Raw genomic sequence first — 23,231 nt, forward strand, 5'->3', positions numbered from 1 at the left:
CTCAGCCCTGCAGGCTCGGTGCGCGCTGCGCGCAATGATCGACATAGGTCTTGATCCGGTCGATGCCATCGGCGCCGAACCAGAACACTTTCCAATGGTCCTGCTTGTAGCAGCCATCGGACTCGGCGTAGTAGAAGTGGTTGATCGGGTTGCCGTGGCGCGAGCGCCAGAACAGCTGCGGGGTCTCCTCCAGCATCACGTTCCAGACCGCGCGGCCCAGGCCTTCGCCCTGCGCGTCGTCGAGCACGGCGAACTTGTCCAGGTACACGCCTTCGGCCTCGTCGGTGAGGATCACCGCAGTGCGGTAGTTCTCGCTGACATAGGCACGCAGCAGCCTGGTCTTTTCGAAGTAGTCCGGCACCAGGGTGCGGCCGAAGCTGGATTCGATCAGGCCCTTCAGCCGCGGCAGGTCGAGCTCGCTCCAGGCGGTGGCGCGCAGTACTTTCTCACCCTTGCGCACCAGCGTGCCCGAGCCCTTGTGGGTGAACAGTTCCTTGGCCAGGTCGGCCGGACGCGTGATCGACACCGACGATTCCAGCGGCAGGCGGTCGAGCAGGTCCTTGATCTGTTCGATCTTCACCTTCATGCCACCGTGGATCCACGGCTGCGCGATCAGGTGGTCGTATTCGGTGGACAGGTTGATCGAATCGATCACGTTGCCCGCCTCGTCCAGCAGGCCACCGGTGCCGGTCAGGAAGATGATCTTGTACGGCTGCAGCTCCTGCACCAGCTCGTTGGCGGCGAAGTCGGCGTTGACGTTGAGGATCTGGCCACCGGCGGTTTCACCCAGGCTGGTGATGACCGGGATCGAGCCGGCACGCAGGCTGGCCTCGATCGGTGCCAGGTTGACCTTCTTCACCTCGCCGACCAGGCCGTAGGTGTCCACGTCCAGGTACTCGGCCTCGAACACGCCACCGGTGATCGAGGTGGCACGTGCGCCGTTCTGCTGCAGCGCCTCGACCAGGCGCAGGTTGGACTGCTGGAACACCCGGCGCACGATCGCCAATGCTTCCGGCGAAGTCACGCGCAGGCCGTTCACGGTCTGCTTCTCGATGCCGGCCGCCGACAGCTCGGCATCCAGCTGCGGGCCGGCGCCGTGCAGCACGATCGGGGTCAGCCCGACTTCCTGCAGGAACGACAGCGAAGAGGTCAGCGCGTCGAGATCGTCGCGCAGCACCGCGCCGCCGACCTTGACCACGGCGAAGCGCTTGGCATCCAGCTGCGAAAAGCGCTTGAGGTACTGGCTGATCTCCTTCGCGCTGGCCATGCTGGAAAGCAGGCGCACGATGGTCTGGCGGGTCTGGCGGTGGGGCTGGAGGGCAGGAGACATTTCGGTTTCGTCACAGGCGGCGGTCGCCGCGTTGCAGTTCCGCCATGCCCGGGGCATGGCGGCGTTGTGGGGTCGATCAGGCGCCGGCGGTGATGATCCGATGCACGGCGTCGGTGTAGCGCTGCAGCTGGTCCAGCGTCACGAACTCATCGGCGGTGTGGGCCTGGGCGATGTCACCCGGGCCGAACACCAGGGTGGTGTAGCCAGCGGCCGAGAACAGCGACGCCTCGGTCCAGAAATCCACCGCATTGCCGATCGTCAGCTCCAGCGCATCGGCCACGTCGCGCGCCAGCAGGCGGCGGTTCTCAGCTTCGGCAATGTCACCGGCGGGCAGGCTGGGACCACGGAACGTCTCGGTGAAAACGGCGGCTTCCGGCTCGGCGAAACCGGCGAAGGTCGCCAGCAGGCCATCGATGTCCATCGACGGCAGCGGGCGGAACCCGAAGCGCACCTCAGCAGCCGGTGCGATCATGTTGGCCTTGATGCCGCCTTCGACGCGGCCGATATTGAAGCGCAGTCCGGTCAGTCCGCCAAAGCGCGCCGAAGCCAGCGATTCCACATGATCCAGCGCGCGGTTTCCCCAGCGCATGGCCTGGTGCAATGCGCTGGCGGCCGCATCCTGCTTGCCCGAGGCGTGCCCTGCCCGACCGGCGAACTGCATCAGCACCGAACTGATGCCACGGTGCGCCAGCACTGCTTCGCTCATGGTCGGTTCGGCCACGAGTACGGCTTCATACGGCAGGCCACGGGCCAGGAACGCGGCGATGCAGCGCGGGTCGTTGGCTTCTTCGTCGCTGGAGAACAGGAACGCGGCGTCGCCATCGCTGGCGTTGGCCGCCGCCACCAGTGCAGCGGCGGCGCCCTTGATGTCACACACGCCCAGGCCGACCACACGGTCGTCCAGGCGCCGCATCACATGCGGATCGGCACTCCAGTGCGGCGAGTCCGGGACGGTATCCAGATGCACGTTGAACAGGTACTTCGGCGTCCCACGCACGGCGTACAGGCTGACCGCACCCGCGCCATGGTCGATCACCTCGACGTTGAAGCCGGGCAGGTTCGCGCGCAGGTAATCGAAGATGCCACCGGTGGTGATCGCACGCGGCGGGTTGCGGGTGTCGAAGGACACCAGGGCCTGCAGGTGATCGAGCGTCTGTTCAAGCATGTGTCTGAATATCCGTAGGGTTCGAAATCGGTAGTGCCGGCCGCTGGCCGGCTGCGCAATGATCCAGCCGTGCCACGAGCCGGCCAGCGGCCGGCACTACCCTCCATTGACGCTGCGAGGCGCCTGCCAGCGGCCGGCGCCCCCGTCACAGGTCAACCGCGATTGACCTGCGCATAGACAGTCGAACTCATGCCGAACAGCTTGATGAAGCCTTCAGCCTCCTCCACGCCCCAGTCGGCCGACTGTGCGTAGGTGGCGCCCTTGGTGTTGAGCAGGTGCGGCGACTTCACCGCCACCGCGTCGACGCGGCCACCGCGGGTTTCCAGCACCACTTCGCCGTTGACCTTGGCCTGCGAGGACTTCAGGAACGCTTCGATGTCGGTCTTCAGCGGGTCGTGGTAGAAGCCTTCGTACACCAGCTCCACCCACTTGCGTGCCACGTCCGGCTTGAAGCGGTTCTGCTGCTTGGTCAGCACGGCATCTTCCAGCGCGCGGTGCGCGGCCAGCAGCGAAACCAGGCCCGGGGCCTCGAACACGATGCGACCCTTCAGGCCGATCACGGTGTCGCCGGTGTAGACGCCGCGGCCAACGCCGTACGGGGCGAACAGCTTGTTGAGCTGGGCCAGGATCTGGTCGCCCGGCAGCGCCTTGCCGTCCAGTTCCACGGCTTCGCCTTCAACGAACTTCAGGGTCACGGTCAGCGCCTGTTCCGGCCATTCGCTGCGCGGCGAGCACCAGCCACGCGCGCCTTCACCCGGGGCTTCCCAACGGTCGATCTCACCGCCGGACATGGTCACGCCCAGCAGGTTCTCGTTGATGGTGTAGGCCTGCTGCTTGGCGCGCACGCCGAAGCCGCGCTCTTCCAGGTACTTCTGCTCGTAGGCGCGGGTCTGGGTGTGTTCCTTCTGGATCTCGCGGATCGGCGCGATGATCTGGTAGTCGCCCAGTGCCTTCACAGCCAGGTCGAAGCGGACCTGGTCGTTGCCCATGCCGGTGCAGCCGTGGGCGATGATGTGGGTACCCAGCTCGGCAGCACGCTTCAGCGCGGCATCGACGATCAGGTAGCGGTCCGAGACCAGCAGCGGGTACTGGCCCTGGTAGCCTTCGCCGGCCCACACGAACGGCTTGACGAAGCCTTCCCAGATGGCCGGGCCACCATTGACGGTGACGTGGCTGGTCACGCCCAGTTCGGCGGCGCGCTTCTCGATGAAATCGCGCTCTTCATCATCCACGCCGCCGGTGTCGGCGAACACGGTGTGCACGTTGTAGCCACGCTCCTGCAGGTAGGGCACGCAGAAGCTGGTATCCAGGCCGCCGGAGAAGGCGAGAACGACGTCTTTGTTGCTCATGGGGAGGGTATGTCCTGGTAGCGCCGGGCCGTGCCCGGCGGAAATGATTGAATCGGAAAAAATCAGCGCCCGGCAACGGCGGCCATGATCGCCTTCTGCACGTGCAGGCGGTTCTCGGCTTCGTTGATGGCGATGCACTGCGGCGAATCCATCACCGCATCGGTGGCCTTCACGTTGCGGCGCAGCGGCAGGCAGTGGCTGAACACCCCGTTGTTGGTCAGCGCCATCTTCCGTTCGTCCACGATGAAGTGCTTGAACTGGTCACGGATCGGCTTTTCCGGTTCCCAGTTGCCGAAGAACGGCAGCGCGCCCCAGCTCTTGGCGTAGACCACGTCGGCGCCTGCGTAGGCGCTGTCGATGTCATGGCTGATCTTCAGCGAACCGCCGCTCTCGGCCACGTTCTGCTCGGCCCAGCCCATGTAGCGGTCGTCGAGGATGTAGTCGGCGGTCGGGCACAGCAGGGTCACGTCCATGCCCATGCGGGTGGCGATGGTCAGCGCCGAATTGGCAACGGCAGTGTTCAGCGGCTTGGGGTGGTAGGTCCAGGTCAGCACGTACTTCTTGCCGCGCAGGTCCTGGGTGCCGAAGTGCTCCTGCAGCGCCATGATGTGGGCCAGCTCCTGGCACGGATGGGTGATGGTCTCCATGTTGATGACCGGCACCGGCGAGTACTTGGCGAAGCTGTTGAGGACGATGTCCTGGCGGTCGTAGGCCCAGTCGACGAACTTGGGGAACGCGCGCACGGCGATGATGTCGCAGTAACGGCCCAGCACCTTGGCCACTTCAGCGATGTGCTCTTCGGTATCGCCGTCCATCACCGTGCCGAGGTTGAACTCGATCGGCCACGCATCCTTGCCCGGCTGCAGCACCACCGCGTGGGCGCCGAGCTGGAACGCGCCCAGTTCGAAGCTGGTGCGGGTGCGCATGGACGGGTTGAAGAACACCAGCGCGATCGACTTGCCCTTGAGCTGGTCGCCGAGCTTGTTGCGCTTGAACAGCGCGGCCTGGGTCAGCAGCGCGTCGAGATCGCTGCGGCTCCAGTCCTGGGTGTTCAGGAAGTGCTTGGGGGACATCATCTTTCCTTGCGTGGCGGCGCCGGGTTCGACGCAGTGGAAGGGAAAAGCAGGAACCAAAGGTGGAGCGAAAAGGTTGCAGTTGCAGCTTTCAGAACGCAGAAACGAAAAAACCCAGCCGGCGGGCTGGGTTTTTTTCGGACGAACAGCAAAAAGCTCCGGTTACCCAGCGAGAATGTGGGGTTCCGGTCGACGCGCACGCGAGGTCATGCCAGACGCCTGTCGGGCTGCGCTGCTGTCGTGCTGGAAGTCGGTGAGCTTCATGGCCGAATATCTTTGCATGCGGCCGTGACCGGCGCAAGGGGCCGGGGTCGCAGAATCAGGGATTGCCGGCGGCGCCCTGCTCCGGACCGACCCAGGGGGTGATCGACACCCGGATCTTGAGCCGGTTGCCGGGGTCTTCCGGCAGCCGCGAGCGGTACTTGGTGCCCTTGTAGACGTAATCCACGTCGTAGGCGATGGGCCGGCGGAATTCACGCCCCACCGGCACGATGCGGCAGTCGCGGGTCAGCATGGGGCCGTTGTTGGCCGGCGCCGGGGCCGGCGACTCGGTTCCGACCTCCTCAACGGCCTCCTCGTCACTGCGCTTGAACATCGAGCGCACCGAGTCCCAGAAGCGGCTGATCCGGCCCTTGTCCTCGACCGGCTCCTCGCCGGTCACGTTCACCGGGGCCAGGGTCCGGGTCGACACCGGCTCGCAGTGCTCCTCGGTGCGGGTCGCGCGCAGGGTCTGGAACACGGGTTCGACGTTCAGCACCTGCGCGTAGTCGAACTTCACGTTCTCCACGATCACCACCCGGTTGCGGGGCTCGGCCTCCTGGGCCAGCACCACGGCGGGCAGCGCCGACAGGTAGGCCAGGGTCAGCAACGCGGTGGATTTCATTGGCGACGGGAGCAAGGACACGGCAATAGTGTAGGCAGTGGCGAGCGCAAGGGGCTGAACATTACCCGTCCACGCTGCTCCTGCCCACCCCACCCGGAGGAACCGGCGTCCACCGGTGGCAGCCAGTGCCCCCAAAGGGGGCCGACACGTTCTAAAATCACAGGCTTGTCCCCCAGCCACAGCCCCATGACCCTGCGCCTGCACAACAACCTGACTCGCCAGCTCGAACCGTTCACTCCGCTCGACCCGGCCTGTCCGACCCTGTATGTGTGCGGCCCCACGGTCTACAACTACGTGCACATCGGCAATGCCCGTGGCCCGGTGGTGTTCGGGGTGCTGGCCGATCTGCTGCGGCGCCGTTTCGGCGCGCTGCGCTACGCCCGCAACATCACCGACGTGGACGACAAGATCAACACCGCCGCCCGCGAGCAGGGCGTGCCGATCAGCACCATCACCGGCAAGTTCGCCGCCGCCTACCGTGAAGACATGGCCGCGCTGGGCGTGGTACCGCCGGACATCGAACCGGAGGTGACCGCGCACATTCCGCAGATCATCACCATGATCGAGCAGCTGATCGCCAACGGGCATGCCTATGCCGCCGAGGGCCACGTACTGTTCGCAGTGGCCAGCTTCGACGGCTACGGCAAGCTCTCGCGCCGCGACCCCGACGAAATGCTGGCCGGCGCCCGCGTCGACGTGGCCCCGTACAAGCGCGACCCGGGTGATTTCGTGCTGTGGAAGCCGTCCAGCGACGACCTGCCCGGCTGGGCGTCGCCCTGGGGCCGTGGCCGCCCGGGCTGGCACATCGAGTGCTCGGCGATGGCCGCGGCTCACCTGGGTGAGACCATCGACATCCATGCCGGCGGCGTCGACCTGCAGTTCCCGCACCACGAGAACGAGCTTGCGCAGAGCGAATGCGCCCACGGCGGCAAGATCTTCGCCCGCTTCTGGCTGCACAACGGCATGCTCAACTTCGGCGGCGCCAAGATGAGCAAGTCGCTGGGCAACATCGAGCGCGTGCATGATCTGGTGCGCCAGCATCCGCCAGAAGCGCTGCGCCTGGCCCTGCTGTCGGCCCACTACCGGCAGCCGCTGGACTGGTCCGATGCGCTGATCGAACAATCGGTGCGCACCCTGGACCGCCTGTACGGCACCCTGCGCGAACTGGCGTCGATCGAGGCCACGGCAGTGATTCCGGCCACGGTCGAGGCCACCCTGGACGACGATCTCAACACCCCACAGGCGCTGGCCGAAGTGGCCCGCATCGCCGCCGATGCGCGTCGTGCCACCGACCCGGCCGAGCAGGCGCGCCTGAAGGGTGAACTGCTCGGCGCCGGCCTGGCACTGGGCCTGCTGCAGGCCGATCCGGCGCAGTGGTTCGGCACCGCGGCCAGCGATGACGGCGACGATGCCCGCATCCAGGGCCTGATCGACGAGCGCGCCGCGGCCAAGAAGGCACGCGACTTCGCCCGTGCCGACGCCATCCGCGACCAGCTGGCCGCCGAAGGCATCGTGCTGGATGACACCCCGCAGGGCGTTCGCTGGTCGCGCAAGCGCAGCTGATCTGCCCTGCCCCGTGGCCGGTCCGCCGGCCACGCCCCACCGTAGAGACTGTTGTGACCGACTCCCCGTTCCCGCTTGAACCCACCGCCGCCGAGGCCCAGACCGCCATCGCCGAGGAATTCGGCTTCTTCGGCGACTGGTCCGAGCGCTACCAGTACCTGATCGACCTCGGCCGCAAGCTGCCGGTCTTCCCGGAAGAATGGAAGACCGAAGAGCATCGCCTGCTCGGCTGCCAGTCGATGGTCTGGATCGTGCCGGAAGGCAACGCGCAGTCGCTGCGCTTCCATGCCATCAGCGATTCGGCGATTGTCTCCGGCCTGATCTTCCTGGCGCTGCGCGTGTACTCCGGGCGCTCGGCGCAGGAGATCCTGGCCACCGAACCGAGCTACATCCAGGACATCGGCCTGGCCCGCCACCTCTCGCCCACCCGCAGCAACGGCGTGGCGGCGATGCTGGCGTTCATCCGTGAGACGGCGCAGGCGCAGCTGCAGCGCGACCCGTCGTGAGCGAGCCCGCCACGGCCGAAGACAGTGCACTGGGCCTGCTGTCCCGGCCCGGTTTCGCCAGGCTGCTGGCCTACCGCATCTTTGCGATGCTGTCCTACCAGGTGGTCGCGGTCACTGTCGGCTGGCACATCTACGAAGTCACCCGCAATCCGTTCTCGCTGGGCCTGATCGGCTTGGCCGAGGTCGTGCCGTTCTTCTGCGTGGCTCCGTTCGCCGGTTACCTGGTGGATCACCTGCCGCGCCGTCGGCTGGGCATGGTCGCCTGTTGCGGGCTGATCGCCACTGCACTGGTATTGACCAGCGTGGCCATGGGCTGGTTGCCGATTGACGGCGTGTGGCCGATCTATGCGGCCATCGCGCTGACCGGCATGGTCCGCGCCTTCCTGTCGCCGATCTACAACGCCTTGTTCGCCCGCGTGCTGGCCCGTGACCAGTTTGCCCGTGGCGCCGGCCTGGGCGCGGTGGTGTTCCAGGCCGGCATGATCGCCGGCCCGGCATTGGGCGGCGTGCTGGTCGGCTTCGGTGGCAAGGGCCTGTCCTACGCGGTGGCTACGGCCTTTGCGCTGGTGGCGATGGCCTGCCTGGCCACGCTGAAGGTGGAAGAACCGGTGCATACCGGTCCGGCCGCACCGATCTTCAAGAGCATCGCCGAAGGCGCGCGCTTCGTGGTCGGCAACCGGATCATGGTCGGCGCGATGGCGCTGGACATGTTCTCGGTGCTGCTGGGCGGCGTGGTAGCGATGCTGCCGGCGTTCCTGCACGAGATCCTGCACCACGGCCCGGAAGGCCTGGGCATCCTGCGCGCGATGCCGGCGCTGGGCTCGGTGTGCGTAGGCCTGTGGCTGGCGCGCCATCCGCTGCACCGCAATGCTGGCCGCGTGCTGCTGTTCGCGGTGGCCGGCTTCGGCCTGTGCGTGATCAGCTTCGGGTTGTCGCAGCACTTCTGGCTGTCGGCGCTGATCCTGCTGTTCTACGGCGCGTTCGATGGCGTCTCGGTGGTGATCCGCTCGACCATCCTGCAGTTGGCTACGCCGGAAGAGATGCGCGGTCGCGTATCGTCGATCAACGGCATCTTCATCAGTTCGTCCAATGAGCTGGGCGCGTTCTATGCCGGCACGATGGCGAAGCTGCTCGGCCTGGTGCCGGCGGTGGTGCTGGGCGGATTCGCGGTGCTGAGCGTGGCCGGGATCACCGCGTGGAAGAACCCAACGCTGCGGAAACTGAATCTTCGCGACCTGCAGTGACGCTGCTAACAGCGGATTCGGCGGCGCCGGGTGTTTGGCTGGGGCCGTTGCTCTCCCTCGATGATTGGGCTTGTCACTTTCTTTTCGCGAAAAGAAAGTAACCAAAGAAACGCTCCGCCATCCGCGAGCCGGCGCTGCGCGCCGGTGCCCTGTGCTCCTCGGTGAATCAGGGGACCGCGCGGAGAGCCAGCCGACTAGCTGTGTAAACCCACCACGTTGTTCAGCGGGATTCTGGAAATAGGCGGCTGGCTGCCGATCCCCATGTGGGGTCGGTGCCAGTTGTAGTGATGCAGCCATTCAGGTAGCACGGCATCGCGTTGCTCTGACGAAGCGTACTCGCAGGCGTAGGCCCATTCGCGCAAGCTGGTCTGGATGAAGCGCTCGGCCTTGCCGTTGGTTCGCGGGGTGTAGGGCTTGGTCCGATAGTGCTTCATGCCCAACGAGGCGACGAGTCGAGCGAAGACGCCGGAGCGATAGCAGGCGCCGTTGTCAGTCAGGACACGCTGGAAGGTGACCCCTAGCGTCTTGTAGTACGCCAAAGCGGCCAGCAGCGCTTGGCAGGCCGTTGGGCCCTTCTCATCGGTGTGAACGCTGCTGAAGGCGACTCGTGAGTGGTCATCAATGGCCACATGGACATAGCCCCAGCCACCGCCGCCAGCATTGCCACGCCGATTCGGATCGACCCGGTGTCCGGGCCGGTGGAAGTTGCCGAGTTTCTTGATATCCAAGTGCAGCAAGCCGCCCGGGCTGTCGTACTCATACCGGACCGCCTTCTTCGGTGGGTCCAGAAGGCACAGGCGATTGAGTCCTCGTCGGCGCATCAGTCGTGAAATGGTGCTGTGAGCCACACCCAGTGCCTTGGAAATGGTCAGGTAGGTTTGCCGTTGACGTCGACGCTGGACGATCTGCTCTACCAGTGCCTCGGGGGTGCCATGGGGGCTGCGGCTGGGCCGAGAGCTGCGGTTCTGCAGCCCAATCAGGCCCTCGGCTCGATATCGGGCCAGCCACTTGTAAGCCGTGCGTACACTCACCCCGCAAGCCTGGGCGGCCTCTTCTGGCCGAAGGCCTTGCTCAGTGATGCGGCGGACAAGAAGTTCTCGACTAAACGGCGTCAAACGGGCATTTTTATGATGGTTCATCCGGGCTCTTTGGGGACTGGATAGGTGTGGTAACCACCATTTTCCAAAGATGCCCCGGATGAACAACCTACCGAGAGATCACAACTAGCAGTCGGCTCTACAGGATCGAGCGGCCTCTTCGCCCCGGATTCCCCTGCGGTGCTCGGCTCGCTACAAGGCGGACTCAACAGCCGCGAGCACGCATGACCGCTCCTGTCGGCCTGAGCAGAGCGTGGACTCGGCTCTACATCGGCCGCGCACGCAGGAAACCGTCGAGAGCCTGGGGGTGGGTCCGGGCGGGACCGTCCGCGGCATGGATGCCGCGGCCGAGCTTACAGGGATGTACTTGCAGCGTGTCCTGCCCGGACCCACCCGCAGGCTCCACCCGATACCCGGAAGGCGCTGCTCTACACAGCCAACTCGAACCCAACAAAAAACCCGGCCAAGGCCGGGTTTTTCGCATGACCAGACAACGAACTGGAATCAGTCGCCCTGCTGCTTCTGCAGGTGCTCCCAACGCTCCTGGGCGTCGATGGTACGCTCGGCGGTCAGGCGCGCTTCCAGGCGCTCCAGGCCGATTTCTTCGCCGGTGTCGACGCAGTACCCGTAGTCGCCGGCTTCCAGGCGCTTCAGGGTGCTGTCGATCTTGCCGATCAGCTTGCGGTAGCGGTCGCGGGTACGCAGTTCCAGCGAGTTCTCGGTCTCGCGGGTCGCACGCTCGGCTTCGTCGCCGATGTCACGCACTTCCTCGCGCAGGTTCTCGATGGTCTGCTTGGACTCTTCCACCAGGTCCGCGCGCCAGTTCTGCAGGCGCTGGCGGAAATACTCCTGCTGCAGCGAGCTCATGTATTCCTCTTCCGAGGACGGCTTGTAGCCAGCCGGCAGGATCGGGCGGCCAGTGGCCTCGTCGGTCTTGTACTCGACGACCTTGTACTTGCTGCGCGGGGCCGGTGCTGCCGAGCGGGCGGCGACGGCCACGGCAACCTTGCCGACAGGGCGCGACACGGTCTTCGGGGCGGAATCGGATTTCACGGCGGTTTTGGCAGGCGATTTCGAAACGGGCACGGGATTCTTGGATTGCGGGGCCTTCGAAGCGACAGGAGCGGCGGCCGGGGCCGGCGTTGAGGCCGGCTGGGCTGCCGCCACTGCCACGGTCTTGGCCGGGACAGGCTTGGCCGGAGCCGGCTTGGCAGCAGGCTTCGGTGCGGACTTCACTACTGGGGCCGGGGTCGGCTTTGTGGCCGGCGCGGCAACGTTCTTGGCAACCTTCTTTACAGCGGCGGGCGTGGCGGCCGGTTTGGCCGCAGCGACCTTCTTTGCTACGGGCTTGGCGACCGGCTTGGCTGCAGCCTTCTTCACCACCGCCTTCGGCGCTGGCTTGGCGGCTGCCTTCCTGGCCACCGGCTTGGCGGCGGCCTTCTTCACCGGCGCAGCCTTGCTGACGGTCTTCTTCACCGGCGCCTTCTTGCTGGCAGCGGCTGGCTTGGCCTTGGCGGGCGCAGCGGCCTTCTTCGCCACCGGCTTGGTTGCCTTGACCGGCGTTTTCTTTGCGGTGGCCTTCCTGGCCGCCGGTTGCGAGGACGCTGCCTTGGTCGCCGGCTTGCTGGCCGGCTTCTTGGCAACGGGCTTTGCCGCCAACTTCTTCACAACAGGCTTGGCGGTTTTCTTGGCGGCCGTTGCGGCCTTCTTTGCAGTTTTTTTAGCAGCCACGAAACGCTCTTCCTTGGATTCCCCGGGGCCCGGGAAAGCGGGCCTTTATAGCCTACCCGACCCGCAGCAGCAACCTTGGCACCCTGCTCCATTCAGTCCTGGAGTCAAGGTGCCCAAGTGGCAGTCCGACGAACACGGACCGCCTTGCGCGGTACGGAACCTGGCCAACACCCGCGGGTGCTGGTACCGGTCGCAGGCCATCGGCGACATGCGACCAACGGCCCATCCTGCACAAATGCGGCCTTCATGCCAACTGGCATAAGATGACTGGGTGATCTCGCGCCTGCTCATTGCCCTGCTGCGCTTCTACAAGCGCTTCATCAGCCCCCTGCTGGGGCCGCGCTGCCGTTTCGTGCCGAGCTGTTCTGAATACGCGATGGATGCCATCTCCCGGCACGGGCCGCTGCGCGGCAGCTGGCTGGCTGCGCGCAGGCTGGGCCGCTGCCATCCGTTCCACCCCGGCGGCTTCGATCCGGTGCCCGAATCCACCCATGCCCCCTCTTGCCGTTGCACAGGAAAACACTGACATGTCCTCCACCCTCATCACCAACGCCCGGATGGTCAACGAAGGCCGCACCTTCGACGGCGACCTGCGCATCGAGAACGGCCGCATTGCGCAGATCGGCAACGGGCTGGCGCCGCGCGACGGCGAGCAGGTGGTGGACGCCGCCGGGCGCTGGCTGCTGCCCGGCATGATCGACGACCAGGTGCATTTCCGCGAACCGGGCCTGACCCACAAGGGCGACATCGCCAGCGAATCGGCCGCGGCCGTGGCCGGTGGCCTGACCAGCTTCATGGACATGCCCAACACCAACCCGCCGACGCTGGATTCGACCATCCTGGAAGCCAAGTACGAGCTCGCGCGCGGCCGCGCCTGGGCCAACTACGGCTTCTACCACGGTGCCAGCAATGACAACCTGGACGCGATCCGTGCGCTGGACCCGAAGAAAGCGCCGGGCGTGAAGGTGTTCATGGGTGCTTCGACCGGCAACATGCTGGTCGACAACCCGGAAACGCTGGACGCGATCTTCCGCGAATGCCCGACCCCGATCATCACGCACTGCGAAGACACGCCGATGATCGATGCCAACCTCAAGGCCTTCCAGGAAAAGTACGGCGATGCGCTGACCCCGGACATGCACCCGGACATCCGTTCGCGCGAAGCCTGCATCAAGTCGACGCGCCTGGCGATGTCGCTGGCACGCAAGCACGGCACCCGCCTGCATGTGCTGCACATCTCCACCGCCGATGAGCTGGCGCTGTTCGAGAAGGGCCCGCTGATCCGCGCCGATGGCAGCCGCAAGCAGATCACCGCCGAAACCTGCGTGCACTTCCTGCACTTCGCGCGTCCGGACTACGCGACCAAGGGCAACCTGATCAAGTGCAACCCGGCGATCAAGGAAGTGTCCGACCGCGAGGCAATCACCGCTGCGTTGGCCGATGACGTGCTGGACGTGCTGGCCACCGACCACGCGCCGCACACCTGGGAAGAGAAGCAGAAGCCCTACGCGCAGGCACCGTCGGGCCTGCCGCTGGTGCAGTACGCGCTGGTGGCCGCGCTGGAGCGGGTGCACGAAGGCAAGCTGACCCGCGAGCAGGTGGTGCAGAAATTCGCACATGCGCCGGCGCAGCTGTTCGACGTGGAAGAACGCGGCTTCCTGCGCGAAGGCTACTTTGCCGACCTGGTGCTGGTGGAGGACGTGCCGTTCACCGTCAAGCGCGAGGACGTGCTGTCCAAGTGCGGCTGGTCGCCGTTTGAAGGCACCACCTTCCGTTCCCGCGTGGCCTCCACTTGGGTCAACGGCCAGCTGGTGTGGGACGGCAGCAAGCTGGTGGGTGAACCCGCCGGCCAGCGCATGACCTACGACCGCTGATGCGTTCGGCACTGATGATCGGGGCGCTGCTGCTGGCCGCGCCCCTGTTTTCCTCTTCCCCTGCGCAGGCGCAGGATGGCATCGGCAGCCTGATCGACAGCCGCGTGGTGTTCCCGGCCAGTGCGTCGCAGGGCGCGCTGGTGATCGGCAAGGTACCCGCCGGCAGTCGCGTGCAGTATGCCGGCCGCCAGCTGCGGGTAAGCGGCTACGGCAGCGTGGTGTTCGGCATCGGCCGCGACGAGAAGGGTCCGCTGCGCGTACAGGTGCAACGCCCCGATGGTGGCAGCGAGACCGCGACCATTGCGGTGACGCCGCGCGACTGGCCCACCGAGCGGGTCAACGGGGTGCCACCGAAGACGGTCAATCCGCCGGCGGCGATCGCCGAGCGGATCAAGCGCGAACAGGCGCAGGTGACCGCCGCACGTGCCCGCGATGACGACCGCACCGACTTCACCCAGACCTTCATCTGGCCGGTACAGGGCCGCATCAGCGGCCGCTTCGGCAATGCGCGCGTCTACAACGGGCAGCCGGGGGCCGGCCACTCCGGCATGGACATCGCGGTGCCGACCGGCACCCCGGTGAAGGCGCCGGCGGCCGGCATCGTGACCTTCGCCGGTCCGGACCTGTACCTGACCGGCGGCACGCTGCTGCTCGACCACGGCTTCGGGATCAGCTCCAACTTCCTGCACCTTTCGCGCATCGACGTAAAAGTTGGCGACCGTGTGGAGCAGGGCCAGGTGATCGCTGCCGTCGGCGCCACCGGCCGTGCCACCGGCCCGCACCTGCACTGGGGCATGAACTGGTTCGACACCCGCATCGACCCGTTGCTGGTGCTGGAACGCAAATAACGGTAGTGCCGGCCGCTGGCCGGCAACCGCATGAATTCTGCAGTGCCCGAGCTGCCGGCCAGCGGCCGGCACTACCAGACAGTTGGATCAACCGCGCGCGGCCCACCACACGCGCAGCAACGTGCGCACCGGGGTGGCTTCGATTGGCTTGCCTGCGGCCTGCGCGGCAACGCGGGCGCGCGCCAGGCTCGACCACACGCGCCGCGGGCGCGGACCCGGCACGCGGCTGCCCCATCCTTTCAACAGGTACTGGGCCCAGCGCTGCGCGGCCGTGCTGGAATCCTCATCCAACAGGCTGCGCGGCACACCGGCCACGCCGGCGTCCTGCAGGCGCTGGGCCAGGGTCTGCAGCTGCACCGCACGACCGGCGCCGGTGCGCGGCTTGTCGGCAAACAAGGCCGCTTCCACTGCGGCCACGGCGTCGGCGTAATTGGCCAGCGCACGCTCGGCACCGGCTGCATCCAGCGCAACGGTACGCGCTTCAACGAGGTCCGGCAGTGCTTCGGCCAGTTGCACCCACGGCGCACGCACCGGCTCCAGCAGACGGCCCAGCGGATGGCGCGAACGATGCCCTGCCCAGCTGCGCAGCTCCTCGCCCCACCACGCCAGCTTGGCATCGGCGGGCAGCGGATCGCCGCTGGTGTTGAGCATGTCGTCGAACTCCTGCAGCAGCGCAAACCACGCCACTGCGAGCTCGCGTTGCGGTTCGGCCACGAACGGGGCGGCCACCGACCATTCCGGCCAACGGCTGCGCCACTTGTCGAGGAAACTGTCCAGCGCGGTACTGCTCACTACGGGATTCCTTACGGCTGGGCCGGGGCTGCCGGCCGGGTCGGCCAGAGACTGGCCAGTTGCAGAAGTTCAGCGTTCTCGACCAGCACGTCGGCCTGCCAGGCCAGCGGATCGTCGCTGTGCAGGCGGTAGCCCCACAGCGCCGCCACCGACGGCATCGCGGCAGCACGTGCAGCGATGATGTCGCGCTCGTCATCACCCACGTACACGCAGTCTTCGGCGGCCATGCCGATGGCCTGCGCAGCGTGCAGCAGTGGAAGCGGGTGCGGCTTGCGCTCGGCCAGGCTGTCACCGCCGACCAGCACCGCGCAGCGCTGCTGCCAACCATGCTGCGGCAGGATCAGGCGCGCCAGGTACTCCGGCTTGTTGGTGACGATGCCCCATACCGTACCGGCCTCATCCAGCGCGGCGAGCATGCCGGCCACGCCGTCGAACAGCACCGCGTACTGGCCGATCAGCGCTTCGTAGCGCTGCAGGAATTCCGGGATCAATGCATCGCGCGCAGCGGCATCCAGGTCCGGGAAAGCGGCCCCGACCATCGCGCGCGAGCCCTTGGAGACCACCGGCCGCAGCTGCGCCGGATCGACCGCTGCCCGGCCCCGCTCGGCCAGCATCGCATTGCAGGTGGCGACGAAGTCCGGCGCGCTGTCCAGCAACGTGCCATCCAGGTCGAACAGCACCGCACGCGGGAAGCGGGCGGAGGTCATGCCGGCTTGACCGCGTAGGCCAGGTAGTTGATGTCGGTGCGGCTGCTCAGGCGGGCATGGTTGCGCCACGGCTCGTAGGCCATGCCGCTGACATCCACCAGCTGCAGGTCGGCCTCGCGCAGCCAGCGCGCCAGCTCGGCCGGCTTGATGAATTCCTGGTAGTGGTGGGTGCCCCTGGGCAGCAGCCGCGCCACGTACTCGGCGCCGACAATCGCCACCGCGAAGGCGGCCGCGGTGCGGTTGATGGTCGACAGGAACAGGTGGCCGCCCGGCTTCAGCAGGCGCTTGCAGGCGTCGATGATCGCGCCCGGGTCTGGCACGTGCTCGAGCATTTCCATGCAGGTGACCACATCGAAACTGCCCGGTTGCTCGGCGGCCAGATCCTCGGCGGCCTGCACGCGGTAGTCGACCTTGGCGCCGCTTTCCAGCGCATGCAGGCGCGCGACCTTCACCAGTTCCGTGGCCAGGTCGATGGCGGTGACGTCGGCGCCGGCCTGCGCCAGTGCTTCGCTCAGCAGCCCGCCACCGCAGCCGATGTCGAGCACGCGCGCGCCACGCAACGGCACGCGGTCGGCGACGTACTTCAGGCGTACCGGGTTCAGCGCATGCAGCGGCTTCTGCGGGCCGTCAGCATCCCACCAGCGGTTGGCCAGCGCGGCGAACTTGTCCAGCTCGGCCTGATCGAAATTGGAGGAAGCGTGGGGGGCAGTCATGAGGGGTCCTTGCGGCGCCAGGGGTCAGGCGCGGATATGACGGATACGCTCGCGCCACTGGCGCGCGTTGGCGATGATGCCCGGCAGGTCCATGCCGACCAGCTCGCGCTGCACCAGCTTCGGCTTGCCGGCGATCCAGACGTCGCTGACCTGCTGGCGGCCGGTGGCATACACCAGCTGCGACAGCACGTTGTGCAGCGGCTGGGTTTCCAGCGCCGACAGTTCGACACAGACCAGGTCGGCCTGCTTGCCGACTTCGATCGAACCGATGCGGTCAGCAAAGCCCAGCGCACGGGCACCGCCCAGCGTCGCTGCGCGCAGCGTGGTGGCCGCGTCCAGCGCGGTGGCATCATCGGCCACGGCCTTGGCCAGGATCGCTGCAGTACGGTTCTCGCTGAACATGTCCAGATCGTTGTTGCTGGCGCAGCCATCGGTGCCGATCGCCAGGTTCACACCGGCGCGCTGCAGGGCGCAGGCCGGGCAGAAGCCGGAGGCCAGCTTCAGGTTCGATTCGGGGCAATGCACGACGCTGACGCCGCGTTCGGCGCACAGGTGGATTTCCGCATCGGTCAGCTGGGTCATGTGCACCGCGATCAGGCGGTCGTTGACCAGGCCAAGGCGATCCAGCCGCGCCAGCGGGCGCTGGCCGTGCAGCTTGATCGAATCGTTGATCTCCTGCGCGGTTTCGTGGGTGTGCAGGTGCACCTGCATGTCGAGCTGGTCGGACAGCATACGCACCCGCTCGAAGTTGGCATCGTTGACCGTGTACGGCGCATGCGGCGCGAACGCGGTCCCGATCAGCGGATCGGTGCGCCACTGGTCGTGCAGTTCACCAGCCTTGGCGAAGTATTCGTCATCGGTCCTGGCCCAGGCGGTGGGGAAATCGATGATGACCGCGCCGACCAGCGCGCGGAAACCGTGCTTCTTGTAGACCGCGGCCTGCACGTCGCCGAAGAAGTAGTTCTCGTTTGCGCAGGTGGTGCCGCCGCGCAGCATCTCGGCGATGGCCAGGGTGGTGCCGTCGGCCACGAATTCCGGCCCGATCACGGCCGCTTCCACCGGCCAGATGTGCTGCTGCAGCCAGGTCATCAGCGGCAGGTCGTCGGCGACGCCGCGCAGCAGTGTCATCGGGTTGTGCGTGTGCGCGTTGACCAGGCCCGGCATCAGCGCCGACTCGGGGCGGCTGACCACCTGCGCGGCACGGAAGCGTGCGCGCGCCTCGGCACGCGGCAGGATGGCCACGATCTCGCTGCCACGCACGGCAACGGCATGGTCTTCCAGCACCACCGCATGCGGCTCGATCGGAACGACATGACCAGCTTCGATGAGCAGGTCGCAGGCTTCGGGGAGGTGCGGGCTATCGCTCATGCGGGCTCACTGGCTGGGGGGCGGCGAGATACTTCTGGGGACACGCCCCTGGGTCAGGGGCTGCCGCGAAGCGGCGGGGTCTGGAGACCCGTGAAGCGGGGCCCATGATCTGCCGAAGCAGATCATGGGAGCGCCAGCGCGAATGCGCTGGCGCGTGTCCGAGCACGGCTCGGCTCTACAGCAAGGTCGGCCTGCGGCCGGAACCTTATTTGACGCGTGCGGAGTATTCGCCCGAACGGGTGTCGACACGGATCACTTCGTCCTGGTTGACGAACAGCGGCACGCGGACCACGGCACCGGTTTCCAGGGTGGCCGGCTTGCCGCCGCCGCCCGAGGTGTCGCCACGGACGCCCGGATCGGTTTCGGTGATCTTCAGTTCGACGAAGTTCGGCGGCTGAACGAAGATCGGCTCGCCGTTCCACAGGGTGACCACGCAGGACTCTTCGCCCTTCAGCCACTTCTCGGCGCCGCCCATGCCGGCCTTGGTGGCCTGGACCTGTTCGAAGGACTCCGGGTCCATGAAGTGCCAGTACTCGCCGTCGCTGTACATGAAGTTCATGTCGGTATCGACGACGTCGGCTGCATCCAGCGAGTCGGTCGACTTCATGGTCACTTCCTGGGTACGGCCGTCCTTGATCAGGCGGTACTTCACGCGGGTGAAGGCCTGGCCCTTGCCCGGCTTGACGTATTCGGTGTCGATGATGACGGCCGGTTGGTTGTTGACCAGGATCTTCATCCCGTTCTTGACGTCGTTCATGCCGTAGCTGGCCATGCGTAAACTCCTGAGTGGCAGAAACGCCGCGGGTGCGGCGAGCCGTTAGAATGGAAAGCCCACCGGATGCCGGTGGGCGACTGTTTTTCTGCCCCCATGATAACCGCAGGCCCCCTCTCCATGCAGCTTTCCGCCTTCCCCCGGCCCCAGTCGCCAGGCGCGCCCGCGCGCTGGCAGCAGCTCTGGCGCCAGGCGCTGCGCGACCCGCACGCCCTGCTGGCCCGGCTGCAGCTGGACCCGGCGGCGCTGGGTGTCTCGGAGGCGGCCATGGACCAGTTCGCATTGCGCGTGCCCGAGGGCTTCGTGGCCCGCATGCGCGTGGGCGATGCGGCCGACCCGCTGCTGCGCCAGGTGCTGCCGATCGACGAGGAAATGCGCCCGGCGCCCGGGTTCAGCTTCGACGCGGTGGGCGATGGTGCCGCCAAGAAGGCTACCGGGGTGATCCAGAAGTACCGTGGCCGTGCCCTGCTGGTCGCCACCGGCAGCTGCGCGATCAACTGCCGCTACTGCTTCCGCCGCCACTTCGACTATGCCGCGGAAAACGCTGCCAAGGGCGGCTGGCAGGAGGCCGTAACCGCCATCGCGGCCGACCCGGACATCGATGAGGTGATCCTGTCCGGCGGTGACCCGTTGTCACTGGCCACGCACAAGCTGGTCGAGCTGACCGACGCCCTGCGCGCGATTCCGCATATCCGCCGCCTACGCATCCATACCCGGCTGCCGATCGTGCTGCCGGAACGCGTGGACGATGAACTGGTGTGCTGGCTGGGCAGCCTGCCATGGCCGCTGGCGATCGTGGTCCACGCCAATCACGCCAATGAATTCGACGCCAGCGTGGACGCGGCGATGGCCCGCCTGCGCGGCGTCGGCGCCCAGCTGCTGAACCAGGCGGTACTGCTGCGCGGGGTTAACGACAGCGTGCAGGCCCTGCAGGACCTGAGCGAGCGCAGCTTCGCCGCTGGCGTGCTGCCCTATTACCTGCACCAGCTGGACCGGGTCGAAGGCGTGGCCCACTTCGAAGTGGATGATGCCCAGGCCAAGGCGCTGATTGCCGGCCTGACCGCACGCCTGTCCGGCTATCTGATCCCGAAACTGGTGCGCGAACTACCCGGCGACCCGAGCAAGCGCCCGGTGTAGGAGCACTGCCGGGGTCAGATCCCTTTTCCGACGGAAAAGGGATCTGACCCCGGCACAACGTCAGTCGGTCAGAGGCCCGATTCGATCATCCGCACCACTTCGGTGGCGGTCACCGGGTGGCTCAGCCAGTAGCCCTGGCCAAGATCGCAGCCGCGCTGCACCAGCAGTTCGAACTGCGCCTGCTGCTCGATGCCCTCGGCCACCACGGTGATGCCCAGTGCGTGGGCCATGGCGATGATCGCCGTGGTCAGCGCCAGATCGTCGGGATCGCGCTGCATGTCGGCCACGAAGCTCTTGTCGATCTTCACGCCGTCCACCGGTACCTGGCGAAGATGGCTGAGACCGGAGAAGCCGGTGCCGAAATCGTCCAGCCAGACCTTCACGCCGGTGCGGTGCAGCTTGTCCAGCAGCTGCGCGGCAACCATTTCGTCGCCGATCACCGCGGTTTCGGTCAACTCCAGGTGCAGGCGCGACGCCGGCAGCCCGGACTCGTGCAGGCACTGCGCGACCAATGCCGGCAGTTCACCGCCGCGCAGCTGCCGCGGCGACACATTCACCGACACGAACAGATCATCGCCGCCCGCCCCGCGTGGCCACTGCGAGGCTTCCATGCAGGCCGCACGCAGCACCTTCGGGCCGATGAGCTCGATCAGCCCGCTCTGCTCGGCCACTTCGATGAACACCGACGGCGGAATCGTGCCCAAGGTCGGATGCTGCCAGCGCAGCAGCACTTCCACGCCGACCATGCGGCGATCGCGCATGCGGAAGATCGGCTGGTAGGCCAGGCGCAGCTCGCCGCGCTCCCAGGCCCCGCGCAGCTCCTGCTCCATGTGCACGCGGCGCTCGACCGCGTGGTCCATCGCACGGCTGTAATAGCGGTAGCAGTTCTTGCCGGCCATCTTGGCCTGGTACATGGCGATGTCGCCGTTCTTCAGCAGCGTGGTCGCATCGGCGGCATCATCCGGGAACAGGGTCACGCCGATCGAAGTGCCCAGGAACAGTTCCCGGCCCTGCACCACCAGCGGCTTGCCCAGCTCGCGCACCAGCACTTCGGCCAGCAGCCGTGCGTTGGCCGCCACGTCGCCATCACCGACCAGGATCACGAACTCGTCGCCGCCAAAGCGGGCCAGCAGGGCTTCATCGCCACCGGCCTCGGTAACCGCACTGCCGATGCGCTGCGCGAACTGCAACAGCGCTTCGTCACCGGCCTCATGGCCCAGGGTGTCGTTGACGCGCTTGAAATCGTCGATATCGGCAAACAGTAGGCCCAGCCGATGATTGGATGCGCGCGCGGCCATCAGGCGATGGTCCAGCGCCTCCCTGAATGCCAACCGGTTGGTCAGCCCGGTCAGTGCATCGGTATAGGCCATGCGCCGCACCTCGCGGTCATGGCGGGCGATGGCATCGCGCATGCGGGCGAAGCCGCGTACCAGCTCGCCGACTTCGTCGTCGCGGGTGTTCTCGGCCAGCGGCGCCTGGTAGTCGCCAGCCTCGATGCGGCGCGCCGCAGCGGCCAGGTCCCGGATCGGCGCCACCAGGGTGCGCTGCACGTACAGGATCACCACCACGCCGATCACCACCAGCAGGCCCAGCATCAGCAGCAGCCAGCCCAGGTGGCGGCTGCCGACCTGCTGCAGGCGCTCGCCGAGCGTGGCATTGGCGGCCTGTTCGCGCTGCTGCACCTCGTCCAGCGCCATGCCGACGCGGACGCCGCCGATGCGCTGGTTGCCGACCATGATCGGCATGGTGTTGTCGAGTACCTTGGGCGATTCCTGCACCACCAGCGCCTGCGCCACCGCGGCCTTGGGGGCCAGCGGGTCGGTCATCGGCTGGCCGAAGCCGGACACCTCGATCGAGCCGTCATGCACCAGCCGGCCACGTTCGTCGAACACCAGCACATAGCGCACGACCGGCTGCCGTGCGGTGCTGCGCACCAGCGCACCGACCTGGTCCAGGTCGCGGTAGTACAGCGGGTTGGCCAGCGCGTCGGACAGCTCGCGCGCCATCGCTTCGCCGCGGCTGCGCACGCTGCGGTCGAACAGTTCATGGATGACGCCACCACTGAGGTTGCGCACCTCGCCCTGCATCGCCGCCTGCCGCCCCAGCAACACCGCCAGGATCGCCACCACCACGACCATCGCCCCACCCATCGCGAGCAGGAACCGGGCCTGCATTCCCGAGCCGAGCCACTTCATTCCACTTCCATCCGCACGCGCGTCAATCCTTGTTTCAATTCATCCAGCCGCTGCTGCGCATGCGCATCGACGCGGTGGAAACCGGAAGTGCCGAAAAACCGATGCAGCGCCCCCTGTGCCTGCGGGTCGCTGGCCGCCTGCAGCAGGACGTCCTGCAGCCGGTCACGTACCCGCGGGTCAAGGTCGGCGCGAACCATTTCCACCGCCCGTGGGTAGGGTTCGGTGCGCAGCAGTTCGCGGAAGTCCCGCCGGAATGCCGTCGGCATCCGTCGCTCGTCATTCCAGTCCACGCTGCTCACCGCCCCCACTTCGACCATGCCCTTGTGCACGAACGTGGCGATGTTCAACTCGCTACGTGCGAACACGTACCCCACGCTGTCCCGGCCCGGCACGTCCCACACACCGGCCAGGATCTGCGGCGCCAGCCCCTCCTGCAGCAGCGTCATCACCGGCACCAGGTAGGCACTGGTGGACGCCGTGTTCTGCAGCGCCAGGCGATGCCCGCGCAGGTCCTGGATCCGCTGGATCGGACTGTCGCGACGCACGAAGAACACGGTCTGGTACTCACGCACGCCATTGCGCTCGGTCAGCAGCAGCGGCCGCGCGCCACTGCGCTGGCCCAGTGCCACCGCCGTACCCGACGTTTCCGTGACCCAGTCGACCCGCCCCCGCCGCAGATAGCTGGCCATCTGCTGCGGGTCGCGTGCCATCAGGATCCGCCCTTCGGTGATGCCGACGTCGTGCATGCGTGCCACCACATAGTCCAGCAACGGTTGCAGCTGCTCGTAATGGGCCTTGGGATCATCGCTGATCCGGCCCAGCACCAGCACCCGGTCCGCTGCTGCATGTACCGTCCCGGCCAGCAGGATCATGACCAGGCTCAG

General features: G+C 66.9%; 21 protein-coding genes. 7 read left to right on the plus strand and 14 right to left on the minus strand.

Going from position 1 to position 23,231, the window contains the following annotated elements; genetic code table 11:
* Nucleotide 1 precedes the first annotated feature (1 nt).
* The 5 genes from ACS0OT_RS13415 to ACS0OT_RS13435 all read right to left on the minus strand — a co-directional run bounded on the left by ACS0OT_RS13415 (nt 2) and on the right by ACS0OT_RS13435 (nt 5,800).
* Nucleotides 2-1,330: an acetylglutamate kinase gene (locus tag ACS0OT_RS13415; RefSeq protein WP_065178251.1), complete on the minus strand. Its 1,329-nt coding sequence runs from the start codon at nt 1,328-1,330 to the stop codon at nt 2-4.
* Nucleotides 1,331-1,406: 76 nt separating this feature from the next.
* Nucleotides 1,407-2,495 (minus strand): acetylornithine deacetylase, encoded by a 1,089-nt coding sequence (locus ACS0OT_RS13420; RefSeq protein ID WP_329844022.1) that lies wholly within the window; start codon nt 2,493-2,495, stop codon nt 1,407-1,409.
* Nucleotides 2,496-2,647: 152 nt separating this feature from the next.
* Nucleotides 2,648-3,844, minus strand: a complete 1,197-nt coding sequence (locus ACS0OT_RS13425) for an argininosuccinate synthase (RefSeq protein WP_005417705.1) — start codon at nt 3,842-3,844, stop codon at nt 2,648-2,650.
* 62 nt (nt 3,845-3,906) lie between these two features.
* Nucleotides 3,907-4,917 carry an N-acetylornithine carbamoyltransferase gene (locus ACS0OT_RS13430; protein WP_005417714.1) on the minus strand — a complete coding sequence of 337 codons (1,011 nt, stop codon included), beginning with the start codon at nt 4,915-4,917 and terminating at the stop codon, nt 3,907-3,909.
* Nucleotides 4,918-5,236: 319 nt separating this feature from the next.
* Nucleotides 5,237-5,800: a hypothetical protein gene (locus ACS0OT_RS13435; RefSeq protein WP_065178248.1), complete on the minus strand. Its 564-nt coding sequence runs from the start codon at nt 5,798-5,800 to the stop codon at nt 5,237-5,239.
* A gap of 186 nt (nt 5,801-5,986) precedes the next feature.
* Between ACS0OT_RS13435 and cysS the strand changes: the two genes are divergently transcribed.
* The 3 genes from cysS to ACS0OT_RS13450 are packed head-to-tail and all read left to right on the plus strand — an operon-like array spanning nt 5,987 to nt 9,113.
* On the plus strand, nt 5,987-7,363 hold the full coding sequence (gene cysS, locus ACS0OT_RS13440; protein WP_138952087.1) for a cysteine--tRNA ligase: 1,377 nt from the start codon (nt 5,987-5,989) through the stop codon (nt 7,361-7,363).
* A 53-nt stretch (nt 7,364-7,416) separates the two neighbouring features.
* Nucleotides 7,417-7,869, plus strand: coding sequence for a SufE family protein (locus ACS0OT_RS13445; RefSeq protein WP_111176204.1), 453 nt, complete (start codon nt 7,417-7,419; stop codon nt 7,867-7,869).
* Nucleotides 7,866-9,113, plus strand: coding sequence for an MFS transporter (locus ACS0OT_RS13450; RefSeq protein WP_005417718.1), 1,248 nt, complete (start codon nt 7,866-7,868; stop codon nt 9,111-9,113). Before ACS0OT_RS13445 ends, ACS0OT_RS13450 begins: the two co-directional genes overlap by 4 nt.
* A gap of 194 nt (nt 9,114-9,307) precedes the next feature.
* Here the strand turns inward: ACS0OT_RS13450 and ACS0OT_RS13455 are convergent, their stop codons facing one another.
* Nucleotides 9,308-10,252, minus strand: coding sequence for an IS481-like element ISStma12 family transposase (locus ACS0OT_RS13455; protein ID WP_111187533.1), 945 nt, complete (start codon nt 10,250-10,252; stop codon nt 9,308-9,310).
* Between the two features lie 462 nt (nt 10,253-10,714).
* Nucleotides 10,715-11,941, minus strand: coding sequence for an RNA polymerase-binding protein DksA (dksA, locus tag ACS0OT_RS13460; RefSeq protein ID WP_065186037.1), 1,227 nt, complete (start codon nt 11,939-11,941; stop codon nt 10,715-10,717).
* 271 nt (nt 11,942-12,212) lie between these two features.
* Here dksA and yidD point away from each other — a divergent pair, with 271 nt between their 5' ends.
* Genes yidD through ACS0OT_RS13475 form a run of 3 tightly spaced genes read left to right on the plus strand, consistent with a single transcriptional unit; the run spans nt 12,213 to nt 14,663 of the window.
* Nucleotides 12,213-12,467 carry a membrane protein insertion efficiency factor YidD gene (yidD, locus tag ACS0OT_RS13465; protein WP_005417723.1) on the plus strand — a complete coding sequence of 85 codons (255 nt, stop codon included), beginning with the start codon at nt 12,213-12,215 and terminating at the stop codon, nt 12,465-12,467.
* Between the two features lies 1 nt (nt 12,468).
* Nucleotides 12,469-13,815, plus strand: coding sequence for a dihydroorotase (locus ACS0OT_RS13470; RefSeq protein WP_010486624.1), 1,347 nt, complete (start codon nt 12,469-12,471; stop codon nt 13,813-13,815).
* Complete coding sequence (locus ACS0OT_RS13475) at nt 13,815-14,663, plus strand: M23 family metallopeptidase (RefSeq protein WP_095378135.1); 849 nt, start codon at nt 13,815-13,817, stop codon at nt 14,661-14,663. Before ACS0OT_RS13470 ends, ACS0OT_RS13475 begins: the two co-directional genes overlap by 1 nt.
* An 87-nt stretch (nt 14,664-14,750) precedes the next feature.
* Here the strand turns inward: ACS0OT_RS13475 and ACS0OT_RS13480 are convergent, their stop codons facing one another.
* The 5 genes from ACS0OT_RS13480 to efp form a co-directional block, all read right to left on the minus strand.
* Entirely contained in the window at nt 14,751-15,455 is a 705-nt protein-coding gene (locus tag ACS0OT_RS13480; RefSeq protein ID WP_065196619.1) for a squalene/phytoene synthase family protein, read from the minus strand.
* 11 nt (nt 15,456-15,466) lie between these two features.
* Nucleotides 15,467-16,162, minus strand: coding sequence for a phosphoglycolate phosphatase (locus ACS0OT_RS13485; RefSeq protein WP_005417733.1), 696 nt, complete (start codon nt 16,160-16,162; stop codon nt 15,467-15,469).
* Nucleotides 16,159-16,875, minus strand: a complete 717-nt coding sequence (gene ubiG / locus ACS0OT_RS13490; RefSeq protein ID WP_005417734.1) for a bifunctional 2-polyprenyl-6-hydroxyphenol methylase/3-demethylubiquinol 3-O-methyltransferase UbiG — start codon at nt 16,873-16,875, stop codon at nt 16,159-16,161. The genes ACS0OT_RS13485 and ubiG overlap by 4 nt, the downstream gene beginning before the upstream one ends.
* 24 nt (nt 16,876-16,899) lie before the next feature.
* Nucleotides 16,900-18,243, minus strand: a complete 1,344-nt coding sequence (locus ACS0OT_RS13495) for a TRZ/ATZ family hydrolase (protein ID WP_065178243.1) — start codon at nt 18,241-18,243, stop codon at nt 16,900-16,902.
* A gap of 205 nt (nt 18,244-18,448) precedes the next feature.
* Complete coding sequence (gene efp / locus ACS0OT_RS13500) at nt 18,449-19,015, minus strand: elongation factor P (RefSeq protein ID WP_005410381.1); 567 nt, start codon at nt 19,013-19,015, stop codon at nt 18,449-18,451.
* 96 nt (nt 19,016-19,111) lie between these two features.
* On the opposite strand from efp, the gene epmB reads away from it, so the two are divergent.
* Nucleotides 19,112-20,152 (plus strand): EF-P beta-lysylation protein EpmB, encoded by a 1,041-nt coding sequence (gene epmB, locus ACS0OT_RS13505; protein WP_442255855.1) that lies wholly within the window; start codon nt 19,112-19,114, stop codon nt 20,150-20,152.
* A gap of 68 nt (nt 20,153-20,220) precedes the next feature.
* Here the strand turns inward: epmB and ACS0OT_RS13510 are convergent, their stop codons facing one another.
* Both ACS0OT_RS13510 and ACS0OT_RS13515 read right to left on the minus strand, forming a co-directional pair.
* Nucleotides 20,221-22,347 (minus strand): putative bifunctional diguanylate cyclase/phosphodiesterase, encoded by a 2,127-nt coding sequence (locus ACS0OT_RS13510; RefSeq protein ID WP_005417742.1) that lies wholly within the window; start codon nt 22,345-22,347, stop codon nt 20,221-20,223.
* Nucleotides 22,344-23,219, minus strand: a complete 876-nt coding sequence (locus ACS0OT_RS13515) for a phosphate/phosphite/phosphonate ABC transporter substrate-binding protein (RefSeq protein WP_005417743.1) — start codon at nt 23,217-23,219, stop codon at nt 22,344-22,346. The genes ACS0OT_RS13510 and ACS0OT_RS13515 overlap by 4 nt, the downstream gene beginning before the upstream one ends.
* Nucleotides 23,220-23,231: the final 12 nt, after the last annotated feature.

It is taken from the genome of Stenotrophomonas maltophilia group sp. RY12688, assembly GCF_052149045.1.
Classification (GTDB): Bacteria; Pseudomonadota; Gammaproteobacteria; order Xanthomonadales; family Xanthomonadaceae; genus Stenotrophomonas; species Stenotrophomonas sepilia.

What these genes read in the sequence shown, in the direction of transcription:
- cysS (WP_138952087.1), top strand. Translation starts at nt 5,987, where the DNA reads ATGACCCTGCGCCTGCACAACAACCTGACTCGCCAGCTCGAACCGTTC.
- ACS0OT_RS13420 (WP_329844022.1), bottom strand. Translation starts at nt 2,495, where the DNA reads ATGCTTGAACAGACGCTCGATCACCTGCAGGCCCTGGTGTCCTTCGAC.
- ACS0OT_RS13470 (WP_010486624.1), top strand. Translation starts at nt 12,469, where the DNA reads ATGTCCTCCACCCTCATCACCAACGCCCGGATGGTCAACGAAGGCCGC.
- ACS0OT_RS13485 (WP_005417733.1), bottom strand. Translation starts at nt 16,162, where the DNA reads ATGACCTCCGCCCGCTTCCCGCGTGCGGTGCTGTTCGACCTGGATGGC.
- ubiG (WP_005417734.1), bottom strand. Translation starts at nt 16,875, where the DNA reads ATGACTGCCCCCCACGCTTCCTCCAATTTCGATCAGGCCGAGCTGGAC.
- efp (WP_005410381.1), bottom strand. Translation starts at nt 19,015, where the DNA reads ATGGCCAGCTACGGCATGAACGACGTCAAGAACGGGATGAAGATCCTG.
- ACS0OT_RS13495 (WP_065178243.1), bottom strand. Translation starts at nt 18,243, where the DNA reads ATGAGCGATAGCCCGCACCTCCCCGAAGCCTGCGACCTGCTCATCGAA.
- ACS0OT_RS13425 (WP_005417705.1), bottom strand. Translation starts at nt 3,844, where the DNA reads ATGAGCAACAAAGACGTCGTTCTCGCCTTCTCCGGCGGCCTGGATACC.
- ACS0OT_RS13515 (WP_005417743.1), bottom strand. Translation starts at nt 23,219, where the DNA reads ATGATCCTGCTGGCCGGGACGGTACATGCAGCAGCGGACCGGGTGCTG.
- ACS0OT_RS13510 (WP_005417742.1), bottom strand. Translation starts at nt 22,347, where the DNA reads ATGAAGTGGCTCGGCTCGGGAATGCAGGCCCGGTTCCTGCTCGCGATG.
- ACS0OT_RS13455 (WP_111187533.1), bottom strand. Translation starts at nt 10,252, where the DNA reads ATGAACCATCATAAAAATGCCCGTTTGACGCCGTTTAGTCGAGAACTT.
- ACS0OT_RS13415 (WP_065178251.1), bottom strand. Translation starts at nt 1,330, where the DNA reads ATGTCTCCTGCCCTCCAGCCCCACCGCCAGACCCGCCAGACCATCGTG.
- ACS0OT_RS13435 (WP_065178248.1), bottom strand. Translation starts at nt 5,800, where the DNA reads ATGAAATCCACCGCGTTGCTGACCCTGGCCTACCTGTCGGCGCTGCCC.
- ACS0OT_RS13430 (WP_005417714.1), bottom strand. Translation starts at nt 4,917, where the DNA reads ATGTCCCCCAAGCACTTCCTGAACACCCAGGACTGGAGCCGCAGCGAT.
- ACS0OT_RS13475 (WP_095378135.1), top strand. Translation starts at nt 13,815, where the DNA reads ATGCGTTCGGCACTGATGATCGGGGCGCTGCTGCTGGCCGCGCCCCTG.
- epmB (WP_442255855.1), top strand. Translation starts at nt 19,112, where the DNA reads ATGATAACCGCAGGCCCCCTCTCCATGCAGCTTTCCGCCTTCCCCCGG.